The organism is Barnesiella sp. ET7, from assembly GCF_024733785.1.
Lineage (GTDB): Bacteria > Bacteroidota > Bacteroidia > Bacteroidales > Barnesiellaceae > Barnesiella > Barnesiella merdigallinarum.
The window spans coordinates 1-15098 of sequence record NZ_JANRHM010000016.1; the positions used below are offsets into that span (position 1 = coordinate 1).

The 15098-nt window shown below is 40.8% G+C and carries 12 protein-coding genes; 4 read left to right on the forward strand and 8 right to left on the reverse strand.

Features of this window, described 5'->3' with window-relative positions:
* Nucleotides 1–444 precede the first annotated feature (444 nt).
* The 6 genes from NW211_RS10450 to NW211_RS10475 are packed head-to-tail and all read right to left on the reverse strand — an operon-like array spanning nucleotide 445 to nucleotide 7647.
* A complete protein-coding gene (locus tag NW211_RS10450; RefSeq protein ID WP_258327801.1) occupies nucleotides 445–1047 on the reverse strand; it encodes a restriction endonuclease subunit S in 603 nt (200 codons plus the stop codon).
* Nucleotides 1048–1458 carry a hypothetical protein gene (locus tag NW211_RS10455; RefSeq protein WP_258327802.1) on the reverse strand — a complete coding sequence of 137 codons (411 nt, stop codon included), beginning with the start codon at nucleotides 1456–1458 and terminating at the stop codon, nucleotides 1048–1050. It lies immediately after the preceding gene.
* Nucleotides 1455–2603 carry a YhcG family protein gene (locus tag NW211_RS10460; protein WP_258327803.1) on the reverse strand — a complete coding sequence of 383 codons (1149 nt, stop codon included), beginning with the start codon at nucleotides 2601–2603 and terminating at the stop codon, nucleotides 1455–1457. The genes NW211_RS10455 and NW211_RS10460 overlap by 4 nt, the downstream gene beginning before the upstream one ends.
* Entirely contained in the window at nucleotides 2596–4260 is a 1665-nt protein-coding gene (locus NW211_RS10465; protein ID WP_258327804.1) for a class I SAM-dependent DNA methyltransferase, read from the reverse strand. Before NW211_RS10465 ends, NW211_RS10460 begins: the two co-directional genes overlap by 8 nt.
* Before the next feature lies 1 nt (nucleotide 4261).
* Nucleotides 4262–7438: a type I restriction endonuclease gene (locus NW211_RS10470; protein ID WP_258327805.1), complete on the reverse strand. Its 3177-nt coding sequence runs from the start codon at nucleotides 7436–7438 to the stop codon at nucleotides 4262–4264.
* A 5-nt stretch (nucleotides 7439–7443) separates the two neighbouring features.
* A complete protein-coding gene (locus tag NW211_RS10475) occupies nucleotides 7444–7647 on the reverse strand; it encodes a helix-turn-helix domain-containing protein (protein WP_008863164.1) in 204 nt (67 codons plus the stop codon).
* Between the two features lie 255 nt (nucleotides 7648–7902).
* Here NW211_RS10475 and NW211_RS10480 point away from each other — a divergent pair, with 255 nt between their 5' ends.
* The 4 genes from NW211_RS10480 (at nucleotide 7903) to NW211_RS10495 (ending at nucleotide 13335) form a co-directional block, all read left to right on the forward strand.
* Nucleotides 7903–9798: a DUF262 domain-containing protein gene (locus NW211_RS10480; RefSeq protein WP_258327806.1), complete on the forward strand. Its 1896-nt coding sequence runs from the start codon at nucleotides 7903–7905 to the stop codon at nucleotides 9796–9798.
* A gap of 10 nt (nucleotides 9799–9808) precedes the next feature.
* On the forward strand, nucleotides 9809–11920 hold the full coding sequence (locus NW211_RS10485; RefSeq protein WP_258327807.1) for a DUF262 domain-containing protein: 2112 nt from the start codon (nucleotides 9809–9811) through the stop codon (nucleotides 11918–11920).
* Between the two features lie 331 nt (nucleotides 11921–12251).
* Nucleotides 12252–12731 (forward strand): RNA polymerase sigma factor, encoded by a 480-nt coding sequence (locus NW211_RS10490; protein ID WP_258327838.1) that lies wholly within the window; start codon nucleotides 12252–12254, stop codon nucleotides 12729–12731.
* A gap of 10 nt (nucleotides 12732–12741) precedes the next feature.
* Nucleotides 12742–13335: a hypothetical protein gene (locus tag NW211_RS10495; RefSeq protein ID WP_087409493.1), complete on the forward strand. Its 594-nt coding sequence runs from the start codon at nucleotides 12742–12744 to the stop codon at nucleotides 13333–13335.
* 264 nt (nucleotides 13336–13599) lie between these two features.
* Here NW211_RS10495 and NW211_RS10500 read toward each other — a convergent pair whose 3' ends face one another.
* Both NW211_RS10500 and NW211_RS10505 read right to left on the reverse strand, forming a co-directional pair.
* Entirely contained in the window at nucleotides 13600–14415 is an 816-nt protein-coding gene (locus NW211_RS10500) for a hypothetical protein (RefSeq protein WP_258327808.1), read from the reverse strand.
* Complete coding sequence (locus NW211_RS10505) at nucleotides 14412–15050, reverse strand: YwqG family protein (protein ID WP_258327809.1); 639 nt, start codon at nucleotides 15048–15050, stop codon at nucleotides 14412–14414. The genes NW211_RS10500 and NW211_RS10505 overlap by 4 nt, the downstream gene beginning before the upstream one ends.
* Between the last annotated feature and the right edge of the window lie 48 nt (nucleotides 15051–15098).

Here is a 15098-nt window from a genome sequence, read left to right on the forward strand (position 1 = left end):
ATTAAACGACTGTCCCTAAGTATCCTACAACAAAACGGTATGAAACGAAGGAATATCTTTCTTGTGGGAAATATCCAATTATAGACCAAAGTGATTCGTATATTGCTGGCTTTACAAATGAAATTGACCATCTTTTAACACGACATCCTGCGGTTTTGTTTGGCGACCACTCCACAAAGGTCAAATTCTTGGACTTTGATTTTGCACGAGGAGCTGATGGTACCCAAATTTTATATTCCTCAAACAAGGCTGTATCTCAATACTATTTGTATTTGGCAGTAAGTGCATTGCAAATTCCCAATCCAGGGTATTCTCGCCATTTCAAATATCTCAAAGAATTGCCAATTATTATTCCAGATCTGAAAATTGCAAACAAATTTAAAAATATTGTCAAGCCATTATTTGAAGAATGGACTAAGAATATATTCTGTAACATAGAACTCACTAAACAGAGTAACGAACTTTTGCCTCTCCTGATGAATGGCCAAGTATCGGTAAATTCTGATTTATAGCTCTGTTAAGCTCTATTTTGCGGTCAAGACCACAAAGCAACTTGCTAATACGTTTCTGTTCTGCCAATTCAGGAATCCACACGGTGCAATCCTTAATTTTATCTGGTGAAGTGTGGCGAATTTTTGTTTGTTGGGCAGCTGCACTTAGTTGCTGTTTGACCAAAGTAGAGGATATAAGATAAAATGCAAAATCTTTGTCTAACAAGTCCTCTTTGCAAATAATTTTTGCCACATCTTGGCTTTGGATATATTTGCCACTTTCGGGAATAATAGCAGTTGAGCCAAGCAGACCTATAGCCTGTTCTGTCAAAGGAGTGATAATATCTCCTTTTTCCATTAAGAACTCAGACCGAAAGTCACCTGTATAATAGAGATTATCTTTGGACTTATTCTCTTTGAAGCAATTATTCTGATAGTCAAAGTTACCACAAGTCAGACGGATGTATTCACCCTCGGTGGCATAAAACTCGCCACTGAGACTTGTCCCTCTTGTGACATCGAGGATTTCTCCAAGCTTATATTTTTTCAATTCCATTTACCGTGTTGCTTTTTTAATATAATCTTGAATTAAAGATAAATTTACTTCAATCTCCATGCGCTTAGTCAATAACTGATCGAGATGCGCTTTCTGTTCCGCCTTTTCTTGCACAGCCATGATCTGGTGAATTTTTGCTCCTCCTATAAAAGGGGATACCATATCAAACTTCATTTGAGCATCTTCAATCTCTTTATCCAATTTTGCAAGTTGCTCTTGATATTTTCGTTGTGCTTCTACTATATCCAGATTATTAGCAGCTACAAACACATCAAGCAAGTGACGAATTGCAGCAATCTGCTTTTGCGCATCCTTAGATGAACCGTTGGCTACTTTTAGTGCGGCAACTATAGCAATTACACTAATTATTGGGCTTAATAAGGTAGCCCATTGAACCAGGTTGTCGATCATAATTCAGTTTGTTTTCCATTTAGATTTTCACCTAATCTTGCTTCAATCTCTTCGATAGTAGGCATAGTTCCCTCCACTTTTTCTGGATAAAGTTTTGATAGCTCATATTCAGATATTCCCAATGGGAGATTGCTGCCTTCCAATGCGTATTGGGCAAGCATTGAATCCTTTTGGCGGCAAATAAGCAAACCGATTGTAGGATTGTCTCTTCCCTCTTTTCTAAGAATATGATTACAAGCGACCACATAGCCGCTTAACTGTCCGAGGTCTTGAAAATCAAATTCGCCGATTTTTACTTCAATCACTACATAGCATGATAGATTCAAGTTGTAGAAAAGCAGATCGATAAATTTCTCCTTTTGTCCGATCTGAAGTCTATACTCTTTGCCTATGTATGCGAATCCGGTACCGAGTTCCAGCAGGAATTGCGAGATATTGGCAAGCAGCGCATCTTTGAGAATATGCTCATTATAAGGTTGAGTTATTCCTGTAAAGGCAAAGTTATAAGGGTCTTTTGTCAGTTCTTGTGCAAGATCGCTTGTCGCTTCCGGCAATGTGCGGGTGAAATTTGTCAAAGCCTTTCCTTCCCGTTCATACAGGCCGCTATCCATAAAGTTGAGCAATGTGTCTCGACTCCAACCCTCTTCCATAGTCTTTCTCACATAGAAGAGAGCCTTTGCCGGTTCTTTACTGTACCTGTCCATCAAATAACGGTGATGCCCCCAAGGTATGGAAAAAAGCATTTCTTCCAATTGTCCCACAGCTTGTGGGACAGGTTTCGAGGATTCTGCCACAGGTTGTGGCACTTTTCTCTCTTCTAATTGTTCCACAGCTTGTGGGACAACTTTTAAATACTGAGAATAAAGTAGATAGAATTTCTTTGCGTAATATATGTTGGTTCGAGAAAGGCCTGTGGCGTTGGGATTCCTGCGTTGTAAATCCACAGAAAGGTTCTTGATGACTTTCTCACCCCACCGTTCTTCCACACGCATTTCTTCTATGTCACGACCAAGTTCCCAGTAATATTTAAGCAACTCACGGTTAACCCTGACCGCTGCTTTAATTTGACTTTGACGATAGCGTACACTAAGGTCTTCCACCCACCGGATGTAGTCTTTATCTATGATGGTCAATTCTTTACTCATTACTTCCAACATTTACATTAAAGTGCAAAGCGTCCAACTGCTTCATTATCTCCTGCTCCAGACGATGGCTCTCTGCAAATTGACGTGACAGTTCAGCCTTATAATTTGCCATGCGGTTATTGAACTCTTCTTCGGTAATGTCCACATAGTCAATCTTGATGTCGAAATACTGTCCGGCAGACAACGAATAACCTTTCTCCTTTATTTCATCATAGCTTACCGCAACCGAAAAATCCTCTATGGCTTCTTTATTTTTGAATGTATTGACAATTAAGTCAATGTCGTCCTTCAGCAATCTACGTTTTTTATTTTTCCCTTCCTTATATTCCTCTCCTAACTTGCTCGCATCAATCAATATGACTTTCTCAGCAGAAGCAGCTTTGTCAAAGAACAGAACGGAAACATTCGTACCTGTATTTGCGAACACATTGCTTGGCATAGAAATACAGCCATACACCCAGCGGTTATCTACAATTTTCGTCAGGACTTTTCTTTCAACACCACTTTTGGCTGTAATGAATCCCGTAGGAATGACAATAGCCCCCTTGCCATTTGTTTTCAGCGAATTGATGAGATGCTGGATAAAACACAAGTAGATAGACATTGAATCTTTCTTCTTTGCCGGCACAGATGGGACTCCCGCCCAAAAACGCACCGTATCAGAAGCCAATGTATCTCTAAAATCTGAGAAATCCAGATTGAATGGCGGATTGGACACAACGAAATCGAATTTTCGGAGAGATCCGTTTTCTTCCTTGTGGTATGGTTCCGTAAGAGTATTCCCTTGTACAACATTAGGAAGACTTCCTGACAGATTGTTCAGAATGAGATTCAGCCGGAGCATCTCACTGGATTTTTCCGATATGTCTTGACTGAAGATCGTACAACGGTCTTCACCTATCTGATGAGCCAAAGCCATAAGCAAAGTACCTGTTCCTGCCGATGGGTCATAACAGGTCACTCCACGTAGGTTTGCTTCATCTCCGACCAGCAGGCGAGCCATTACTTGTGCGATGGCTCTCGGAGTGTAATACTCAGCATATTTCCCTCCCCCTGCATTGTTGTAATCCTTTATAAGATATTCAAATATCCGTGAGAAGAAGTCATACTTTTCCGCAAAAACACTTTCAAAATTGAATGAAGCAACGGCACTCATCAATGAACGTGCAAAATCATCCCTTTTCTGCGGATCTGTTACAAACTGTGTGAGTGCACTGAATATATTGACTCTGCTTTTCCCTGAAGTTACAACAGAAAAAGTATCCGCATTCAGATTGGCAATGTCAATCAGTGTCGCATCCAGACGTGTTGAAAAATCTCCTGCTCCTGAAGTATTATACAAATGCGCCAATGTATGCTCAGGTTTAAGCAACGGAACAGATGCGGGAAGATAGCTGAACAGATCTTCGACTTCCTCTTCAGTGAATTTATCATATTCCGCATCCCACTTGTCTGCCTTGCTCAATCTTTCTCCGTATATCTTATCCCGCTTTGCTTCATATCCGAATTTATCATTGAAATACTTATACAGAAACATTTCCGTAATAATCTTGTACTCACCACCACTATTGGCAAGACCAAAATAGGAAGTGGTCGATTTCAATGAATCAATAAGGGCTATAGTAGCTTCTGATATATTCTGCGTATTTGCATCCATATTATCTCAAGTAAAGTTGATTGTATTGGTTTATATATTCATTTGCAATGAGATTGTTGATAAACTTCCTGTCGGGAAGACTCGCTTTTATCCCCAAGTCGACGAGTTGATGGCCTATCATAGCCAACGTATCCCGTTTGAAACTGTTTTCATTCGCTATGATGTTTATATCAAGGTAGATACGGTTATCAATCTCACGCTTCATTTTTGACAGACTTTCTGCTATTTCGTATTCAGTTTTGGAAATAAGAGGCTTTTCTCGTTTTTCATTTTCTTCTTCTATACGCTTGTGGATACGGACAAAGCGCTCGTCTCCCTGATATTTCTTTTTGAGTATATTATTGCGACGGTTTATCTCACGGATTTTCTTCATTACCGAATCCATATAATCAATGCTTTCTTTAGCTTCTTGCGTATTTTGAGGAACGAAGCCTTTCTTTCTGAAGTATTCCCGGAACTCTTCAGCCAAAATCACATACTTGTCTTCCGCCTTGTCAAAGTTGGCTTCAAATTCAGCCTGTACTTTTTCACAACGCTCCCGAATATCGTTGACAATAATACGTAATTCTTCTGAAATGCCTTTTTTGAACTCAAATTCCAGTTCAGAAAGAGCGACATTGATAATTCCAGATACATCTGCCTTATGTTCGGTACTTTCCAGAAAATTCATTCGTTCTATACGGTGAGAAACTTCAGTGATCAGAGTAGGAATAGTACCTTTAGGCAAACTGTTGATTTTATCTTTCAACTCTTCATCGCCAAAAGCCCTTACTTGGTTAATGATTGCCTTGGCATTTTCAAGAGTAGATCGGAGCGTATACAGATTGTCTTTGTTTTCAATCTCATCTATTTCCTTTCTGAACTCTTCAGGATTGTCGCATGTATAATTGAATAAAACGCTGCGGATTTCTTTTATCTGCTCTACAATCAGCTCTTTATCTACAATGAGAGCTTCTCCTACTGTTTCTTTTTCGCCTGTTTCCTGAATATCGGCAGTACGATTCAGTTCACGCAGATAGCGGGCATTAGTCGCATCAAAATTTTCCTTGATGTTTACAAAATCCACTACATAACCATATTTGAATTTATGGTATGGTCTGTTTACTCTAGTCAGTGCCTGCAGCAAATCGTGTCCGTCCAGACTTCGACCCAGATAGAGTTTCTTCAAACGGGGAGCATCGAACCCAGTCAGAAGCATCTGATTGACAATCAGGACATCGACTGATAGTTTTTTCTTGTACTCATCAATGTACGCCTTACGCTCTTCCTTGTCTCCTTCATCATGCAAAATCAAAGAAGCTCTCAAAGGTTTTGCATGATATCCATAGGCAATCATAGGTTCAGCCGCCAACATCAGACTTTCATCATGTTTCCCTTCGATATACAAAGCTTTGTTGAAACGCTCTTGCCACAAACGATACATTTCACGGGCTTGAGGATTTGTCTTGCACACAATCATTGCACCTACAGTATCATCAGCCTGTTCGATACGGAACCGACGGAAATCGGCAATAATATAGTCTATCAATGCATTGAGGTAAGATTCATGTTCAATGATCTTGTTGCGGTCAATATCACTTTTTCTGACTTCTATGCCGCCTGCCAGCTTGTCAAGAATATTCTCTATTTTCTCTTTATAGATTGTTTCGACAGGTTCCCGCATGAGTTTCAGTGTATAACCGTCTGCTATTGACTTGTCGTAATAATAGGTATCAATGTAATCACCGAATACACGCCATGACTCCCTCTCCTCTTTTAACAAAGGCGTACCTGTCAAAGCAATTTTTATAGCATCCTTATCGGCTGCCAATAGGTTTGCCAAGAAACTTCCATGTGGATTGTATCCTCTATGCGCTTCATCAATAAAGAAAATACGTTGCAACCGGATGCTGTAATTGGAATCAATTTGTATTTTGGCAGAATCCTGTTTGAATTTCTGGATATTTACCACCATTATCTCAGCTTTACCCTCCGCATTTTCTGTCAAATTCGTGCTGCGTATATCTGACATCAATTCATCCCTGCTGTTTGCAGTTCTGACGAACAGTCCTCTTGCCACAAATTCATCCTTGGCCTGCTCCATCAAGTCAAGGCGGTCAACAATGAAATAAAATTTTACAGCTGTATTCTTTGCCGCATAAAAATCAGTCAGACTGCGTACGGAATAATATGCCAAGGCTGTTTTTCCACTGCCTTGTGTGTGCCAGATAATACCGCTCTTGATATCATTATCCAATTTCTTTCGAATGGCCAGTGAGGCAAAAAGCTGCTGATAACGCATTACATGCTTTTCCAACTGTGTAGTCTTACTGCCGTCTTCCAGTTCAATCTTTCTGTCCACATAGGCAAAACCATATCTCAATAAAAACAGAAAACGCTCTTTGCTGAGCATTGATGTCAGAATCCTGTTGGTTGGAGTATTCGTATCTTTGTTCGTATTGTAATCAGGCAGATTCTTGATCACGACACAATTCCGGTGTTGCAATATCTGTTTCTCCACACTGTCAGATACGGCCTTATATGGATATTTAGTCACAAAATCTTTATCAGCCTCACGGAAAACATTGAAGAAAGCCTTATCCTTCGAAGAGCAGCAATAGAACGCACCTTGAATAGGAACCCTGTTTTCATTGTCATATTCCTGATTGTTGGAAAATATCATCAGCTGGGTGACATTCAAGAATCTTCTGAATTTTTCGTTACGCATCCGCACGTTGATACGCTCCCTTTCTGCCAGAATGCCGTCATGGTTATTTGGCTTCTTGACCTCAATAAAAGCTAATGGCAGTCCGTTTACAAAACATGTTATGTCCGGTCTGAAACTGTCTCCGCTATCCTGATTTTCACAAGTGAATTCGGTAGTTACATGCCATTCGTTACGATCAGCATCCTGAAAGTCTATCAGCCTGATATTGCTATTGGAAGACAGTTTGTTATAAAACTCCCTTCCAAGGTCATTATTGTCAAGTATCAATGTGATTTCATTCAGCAATTGTCTTGCCTGTAATTCGGACAGTTCCGGATTCAAACGTTGAACGCTACGCAAAAACACATCCGTCAGAATATTTGTTTTACTGTCATATTCTGTTATATTGTCCAAATAAGTATATCCAAGCCTACACAAATGCATGGCGGCAGGAACCTGCACACGTGTATTTTCATTGAATTTATATTCCATGAGCTTCACCTTTCTTCTTTATCGGTTATCAGGTCTTTTAAATCCACCTGTAGGATAACAGCTATCTGCTGAAGGGTCTCCAGGTTTGGTTGAATCCTATTGCATGCATAAGCATTCACCATACTGAAACTTTTACCAAGTTGCTTTGCCAACCATGTCTGGGAAATTCCTTTCTCTGCCAATACTGCTTTTATCCTATTTAGTTTCATATTATGTCTTGATTTAATAATGCAAATATAGGGAATTTTATTTGATAAATTTGGAGCGTTTTTGTACTTTTGTAAAGTATTCAATATTGGTAAGACAGGCTCTGTTGCTAACATCATAAGTTTGTTAATTTCTTCATGATGAATCTTGGAATAGTTATTCAGTTTTTATAGACTGGTATAATGCATTGTCTAGTTTTCTAAAGATTTTACATTAACAATAGAAAATAATAACAAGCCATAATACTTTATTTGAACATGGAACTTATTTTTTCAGTACGAGAGTTATTTGCGGAATATCTTAAATCTGGAGAACATTTTACAATTCCAGCATATCAACGTGGATATAAATGGAAGATAACAGATATAGAGCAATTATTAGATGATATTGACTCTTTCGAGACTCATGGAGATAACGATGTCTTTTATTGTCTCCAGAATATTACAATAATAGCCCAAAAGGATAAAAATTATAATGTAGTTGATGGGCAACAGAGACTTACAACCCTTTCGTTACTTTTGGCATATTTTGGGGAATTTGAGTTGGTTGAAGGAAAATTGCAATATGATGTCCGTGAGGAATCAATGAATTTTCTTAAAAATTATGTATTTAACAGGAAGTTGTCAGCATTCAAAAACAATGCTAGTCAACAAGGAGGCAGGTTGCTGGAATGGAGCGAACTGGGCATAGAAGAAGACGATCAATACAATTATCAGGATATATTTTACATGTACAATGCATGTAGAACAATCGAATCGTGGTTCAAGGAACATTCAGAAAAAAAAGATATGATGAAGGACAAAATCCTGAACCATGTAAAATTGATTGTCAACCTTCCTCAAATTAATTCATATCAAGAGTTCGACTTGTTTGACAACCTTAATGGTAAGCGGGTTCCTCTGGATGGGGCTGATCTTATTCGTGCAATAGTGATTACCCGGGTAGCCAGAAAGGACGTAGAAGATATTCATGATCCTATCAAGCATGATGTTATTCTTAATGAGAATCGTGTAAAAAATGGCCTAAAACTAGATTCAATCAACAATTGGTGGTGTAACGAGGAGCGACAGAATTATTTCAGATATTTCACCAGAAATATCAACTCAAAAGGAGAACACATAAAGTTCGATGAAAGTAGATACCCCATTAATACCCTCTACAAGTTGATAGTTCAGACTTCTGAAGGACAAAACTATCTTGGCATTCATGAAGATACTCTTTTGAGAGGAAGTGGTACAATCAAACTGATGTATTTTGAACATTCTGATAATCTGTGTCGCCTGTTTATTTATATACAGGATATCCAGCGTCTTGTCGAATATTGGTACGATGATTCTGAGTTGTACCATTTAGTCATGTACTGTGCTGTCTATTTGGGAATGACATTCAATGAACTCACAAATCTATGGTTTTCTCACAACCGCTTATCATTCATCTCGAACTTGAAAGAGAAGATTCGGGAGAAAGGTTGGATCAAATCCGTACTCAAAACCACCGATGATAATGGGGAAACCCTTTCGGATGAGGATTTAAACTTCCAACAAAACTGGTATGACGATGAGGATATGATTCCTGTTATGGTACTCTTGGATGTTATCCGTATTCAGAACTCAAAAGCAACCAAATTCCCAATTGCCAATCTGGATTCCCAGCATTTCTGTGCTGTCAAAGAGGATAAAGAGCATATCTTCCCGCAAACGCCGTTAAACACCGAATATCGGATCGAGACATTAAAGGATTACATTAAAATTGCCTATAAATGTGGGTACGGCAAGAAAACAGAACAATGGGCCTTTGGATTAGTTGACTACTATTGGACCAGGATTCATGACAATGAAAACTTCAGAAATTGGTTCAACAATAAGATGACAAACGAGATTATACCTCTAAACTCTTTGGGAAACGTCTGTCTTCTGCAAGATAAAATAAATAGAGGTTATGGCAATGCCTCATACACACAGAAGCATTTTGACATTATGAAGAAAGCCGCAAAGGGCGAGTATATCAGGCCACATGTCCTTGATGCCTTCTCAAAAATAATGGCAACCGAAGACCAACGGTCAGATCCTTCATATATGCTACAATGGGATAAGAGAGACATTGTGTTAAGGAGGCGATACATTGTAGGTCAGATTAGGAACTTCCTATTTTAATGATATTATTATGAAAAGACAAACATATTTGAGAGATGAGAATTTGCTAACACTACTCTCTCTGCATGATTTTATAGTTCCTGAGATACAAAGAGAATATGTTTGGGGCAGTCCCGACAATTGCAATAGTGTTCTTATTCCATTCTTGGAAAGCATTAGAGACGAAGCACAAATTGATGAACATTGTCATTATGCGCATAGTCAAGAAAACCATCATATAGGATTCCTCTATTCTTACAAGCCTCAGTACATCCGTGACCTATCCAGCCGAATTGTAGATGAATACCTTATAGATGGCCAGCAACGATTCACGACTCTATTTATCCTGCTACTTGTAAGAGCGGTCAGGGAGAACCGAATGACGGATTTCTGTAATCTGATACGTTGGGATGACGGATCAATAGCTTTTGACTACAAGGTTCGCCAACTTACACACAGGTTTATCTATGATTTGGTTGAGCACTTTAAATCTGACGATAGTCTGCAAGCATTGAAAGAGATTACCAATGAGACTTATCCGTGCTGGCTTTTGAAAGACTATCAGAATGATATTACCGTCAGCAATATCATGAGAGCAATTAAATGCATTGAAGATGTATTTAGTAATTCCGATGCTTTCTATTATGACTATCTTCTCACCAAGATACATTTTTGGCATTTTAAGACTGATGTAACTTCTCAAGGAGAAGAACTTTACATCACCATGAACTCAAGAGGAGAAGAACTGTCAAACAATGAAATGCAGAAATCAAGAAGGCTGAAAGTAGCAGAGGTGTCTCAATTGAAGGAATGGGGAAGACTTTGGGAAGAATGGCAAACATACTTTTGGCGGAATCGAGCCAAAGGGTGCGGCAGTAAGGCAAACTATGATGCAGACAAAGGCTTCAATAATCTCATTGCATGTATAGACGCAATGGAAAATAGCTTAAAGATTCAACTTGGCTCCATTGAAGATATGAAAAACTCAGTAGAGGCTCTGCAATTCATGGTTGACACGGATTGGAACAAAGAATTGCAACAAATATATCCAGGATACTATACTGACTGGATTAGTACTTTGAAACAAGATATTTGGGCAAAAATCAATACAACAGATGCTAAATGGCTTATTGAAAAAGACACTGACACGACTCAAAGAGAAAACGCAGTCTTTCTGTGGCCATTGTTCTACTATTACTTTCTCGAAAAGTCATCAAAGAATCCGGAACGAATCAATAAAATGACCTTTGTTAGACTCATGCATCTCTGCTACCTTAACTTTCATTCAAGGAAAACCAATGATACGTCATTAGAGACTTTTGTTCAAACTATTCATTCCACTCGTTGCAATATGACGAATTTGGTTGAACTCGATGAGGAAAACCGTAAATTCATATCTAAAGAACATTTATATGTTTCAAGATATATAAATGATCCTGAGATTGAATCTTTAATTTGGAAGATTCAAGACAAATCCTATTTCCTTGATGGCGAAGACGTCGGAGGTGATACAATCATCAGTTATCTCGAGGATATTGCCGTTCTCAATATTGATGTTAAAGAAGCTCTTGAAAATTTGATACATAACTATGATGTCATGTTCCCTAAGGATGCAACATCAAGAAACGAGATCCTTCTCAAGCGAATTCTCCTCCATTATGAAGACAGCGAAGGGAATGCATTTTGGAGGCGAGTGAGTCCATACTACGACAGGAATTATGAAACTTCTTCATGGAAACGGATTGTACGTCATGGTGCTTTCTTAAGATTCTATAAGGAGATCAGTAATAATTATACATATGCGTTTACTCAGGATGACTTATCTGATTTCATAGGCAGGAAACAAGATGAATTCTTTTCGGACGAAAGAAATAGGTGCTTTACTGGTCCCAAATGGGACGATAGGCGTCTTGCCATTTTTTTTGATATAATTACTGACGGTCAACTTTGGATAGCAGGTAATCATAAGGATCTTGGCTTTCATGAGGATTTCGACTCAAATTTTAAAGTCTTTATGGGGCGCACCATTGTAGGGAATAGAGTATGTGGAAGAAGACATCAGTGGCAGTACAAACAGTTGCCGGATAAGTGGGAATGTAAGCTACAAAAGATGTATCCATTATATACGTTTACATTTGAGTAAGGTTGTTGTAAAGAATGAAAATTATTGTTTGTCTGTATCCCATTCCCATCGCCTCAGACCGTCTCAGACGGCGTAGTTTGTTTGCGCAAACTTCATTAATTTATGCATAATATGTTAATAATCAATATATATAAACTTCTTCAACGAGGAAGAGTATTGATGCGTTCTTAAGCGCAAGATAACAAATAAATCCCTGTTAATCGAACAGATTAGCAGGGATTTATTTGTTTATCCAAACGTGTTTGATAGCCTCAAACGACGAAAATATAACCGATGATTTATAGTTTTTCAGATACTTTGTTGTCTAATAGGGTAGAAATCTGAAATCATGATGGAACAGAAGGAACAGCAATTCACCCGATTGGTAGAGCAGCACAAGACCGTTATCTATACCGTCTGCTATATGTTTTCCGGAAGCAGAGAGGAGGCGGAAGACCTTTTTCAAGATGTGCTGATCAGGCTCTGGAAAGGATATGACGCATTCCGCGGAGAGTCAGATGCCAGAACCTGGATCTACCGTGTAAGCCTCAACACCTGCATTAACGGACAGAAAAGGAAAAGAAAGGGAATCAAACATATCCCGTTAAGCATCGATGTCGATTTCTTTGAAGAAATAAGCGACAGGACCCTGCAAGTAAGACGTCTGTATGACAGGATAAACCGCCTCGGACTGGTTGACCGTGCTCTGATTCTCCTGTGGCTTGAAGGATTGTCTTATGAAGAAATCGGGGCGGTCATAGGCATTTCCGTAAAGAATGTCTCCTTCCAACTCTACAGGATTAAAGAGGAGCTTAAGAAAATGAACAATTAAGTAAAAGGCTATGCAGAACGACAATTTATCCATGTATGATGAACTCCGGCAAATGAAGTCGGACTATGACTATCTCAAGGCAGATATGGACAAACAGTTGATTATCAACCGGCAACTTATGGAACTGGTTTTGCGGAACCATGTCGATGTGCTGGATTCAAACAGGAGAACCACCCTGGCCGGTGTAGGTGCAGCGATACTGATTATATTGGCAGCCTCCTATATCAAGGGACTTGACATGTGCCTTGCCGGCATGCTTGCAGCGTTCTATGTACTGCTGCTGATGGGTTATGTATTCATATACCACAAACTCGGGAAAATAGAATACGGCGCAGACGACCTGCTCTCGACGGTAACCCGATTACGGAAATTCAAACGGAACTACATGATTGTCAATACAGTCTCGTGGGTTCTGGCGATAGGTCTCATGTGCTTCATATTTCCGGCAATCTACAACACATTCCGCGTCCCGGAGCGGGGCATCGCTGCCATCACCTTCATGTGCGTGGCTATCTTTGCCGGTATCTGTATCCAGTATTTCATTGACCGAAAAGTGCTTAGGGCCTGCGACGACATAATCAAACAGTTGAAGGTCAAGCCATAAAAGAGCACATCTTTCGATAGACAATAATCGAGTAGAGGGCAAACAACTTAGTTTGCCTTCTACTCTCCCAGAATAGCATGGTATCTGTTTGCTTCCTCATCCCTACCTCATCCCTACCTCATCCCTACTCCCTCGCAGACTGTGCGGTTTGTTTGTCGCGCCGGTGGTTTTAAAGCGATGGCTTATTGCAAAAGATATTGCCTATCATATCGCTTATAAACATGAGAAGAAATAGATAAAACTATATCCAACTAATCGGGTCGGCTACACATACGGGTGATTCCGCGAGTCGTCTACCTCGTGATAGTCGCGCAACCAGGCCAAGGCCTCTTCCGAGCCCAGATCGGCGGCATGCTCCATATAGCGGGCCACAATCTCGAGCATCTCGGGCTGCTGCTCTTCGATAGAGTCGGCCACCCGGAGTGCGGCCTCGGCATCGTCGGCGCTGGCGGTCAGGTCCTGGGTATCGACAATGAACTTCACGGGTTTGTTCTCCAGGTCGTCCCATTCGTAGACGATGGTCGAGAAGGAGCACAATTCATACGTCTCCTCACCCGACACGACAGGCTCTCCCCCCAAGACAACCATAATTCGCTCGGAGGCGCTGAGCATAACCCTGTCGTCGCCGGCAAATTCAACCCGCGTATCCAACCAAGGAATCTGGCTGCCGTCTACACGAGGACGGACAGTCCCGAGATGAGCTCCGGCCACAATGTCTTCGCGTTGGAACACCAGGATAGCCCCCTCGTGCTTGACGGTCAAGATGTCCCAGGTAGGCATATATTTGGGGACCAAACTTATGAACACCTTGCACGAAGCATAGCTCAACCCGATTGAGCCCGACTCCCATTGGGCGTGTTCATATGCCGAATATTTGCACGAGCCATACTGGCTCGTTATCTGCACAGCCTCTCCTCCGTCTACACTTTGTACACGGATAGCCTTGACAAAATCGCCATAACTCTCCGGGAAAAGAGCATTCACATAGATGCCCCGGTCTACGGCGTCGGGCGAAACACTGTAATGGTCGCGCGAAACAGTGCCTAACGCATCGGTCACAAGAGTAACAAACAGTATCATGTGGATAAAATTAAGGTTCTTACATTCGAAAAATCGTTCCGTTCGAGGGCCTCACACTCAATCAGGAAACACAAGACACCCCAGTCGATGAAATTATAAGAATAGTCTGCTCCCGACATCGAGTCCATCATCAAGAGCAGTTGCCACCCTTCGCAAGGGCTCGGCCAGTCTTCCCACTCCAGATGATCGGTTCGCCCGAACAACTGCAGCTCGGGCTCGGCCAACGTCGGTTTATCCCGATTGAACGTCAAGCCGATGGACTTCGGCTCGTCCTGTTCGAAAAAGTATTCGCGGCAACTCACCAGTGTACCCATCTTCTCGGCCGGCACATAGACCACCCGGCAGACCCGGTTGTCCGAAATATCCGAGCCAATCGACGGCTCGTCCCAATGACCGCCATAGTAGGCAATATCGGCAAAAAAGAGCAGAAGCCCCTTCTGTGCCGGCTGCAACGGGAGCTCCGACAGATTGATCTGGCAAACCAGAGTCAACGCATACGACTCTCCGCCCTCCTCGATTTGCGGAATCTCCACGTCGGGCGGCAGGTCGGGATAGCCAAACCAGTGGCTGCTGCCCACCGGCGGATTTTCAACCGCCTCGCCCAAATGAATATAGACAGGTGATTTTGTTTTCATACTATCCAATTTACGATGTTAAGGCCCCCATATCTGTATTACGAGAGT

Bases quoted from the DNA above. Each gene is read 5' to 3' on its own strand.
- NW211_RS10450 (WP_258327801.1), bottom strand. From the start codon at position 1,047: ATGGAATTGAAAAAATATAAGCTTGGAGAAATCCTCGATGTCACAAGA.
- NW211_RS10455 (WP_258327802.1), bottom strand. From the start codon at position 1,458: ATGATCGACAACCTGGTTCAATGGGCTACCTTATTAAGCCCAATAATT.
- NW211_RS10460 (WP_258327803.1), bottom strand. From the start codon at position 2,603: ATGAGTAAAGAATTGACCATCATAGATAAAGACTACATCCGGTGGGTG.
- NW211_RS10465 (WP_258327804.1), bottom strand. From the start codon at position 4,260: ATGGATGCAAATACGCAGAATATATCAGAAGCTACTATAGCCCTTATT.
- NW211_RS10470 (WP_258327805.1), bottom strand. From the start codon at position 7,438: ATGGAATATAAATTCAATGAAAATACACGTGTGCAGGTTCCTGCCGCC.
- NW211_RS10475 (WP_008863164.1), bottom strand. From the start codon at position 7,647: ATGAAACTAAATAGGATAAAAGCAGTATTGGCAGAGAAAGGAATTTCC.
- NW211_RS10480 (WP_258327806.1), top strand. From the start codon at position 7,903: ATGGAACTTATTTTTTCAGTACGAGAGTTATTTGCGGAATATCTTAAA.
- NW211_RS10485 (WP_258327807.1), top strand. From the start codon at position 9,809: ATGAAAAGACAAACATATTTGAGAGATGAGAATTTGCTAACACTACTC.
- NW211_RS10490 (WP_258327838.1), top strand. From the start codon at position 12,252: ATGGAACAGAAGGAACAGCAATTCACCCGATTGGTAGAGCAGCACAAG.
- NW211_RS10495 (WP_087409493.1), top strand. From the start codon at position 12,742: ATGCAGAACGACAATTTATCCATGTATGATGAACTCCGGCAAATGAAG.
- NW211_RS10500 (WP_258327808.1), bottom strand. From the start codon at position 14,415: ATGATACTGTTTGTTACTCTTGTGACCGATGCGTTAGGCACTGTTTCG.
- NW211_RS10505 (WP_258327809.1), bottom strand. From the start codon at position 15,050: ATGAAAACAAAATCACCTGTCTATATTCATTTGGGCGAGGCGGTTGAA.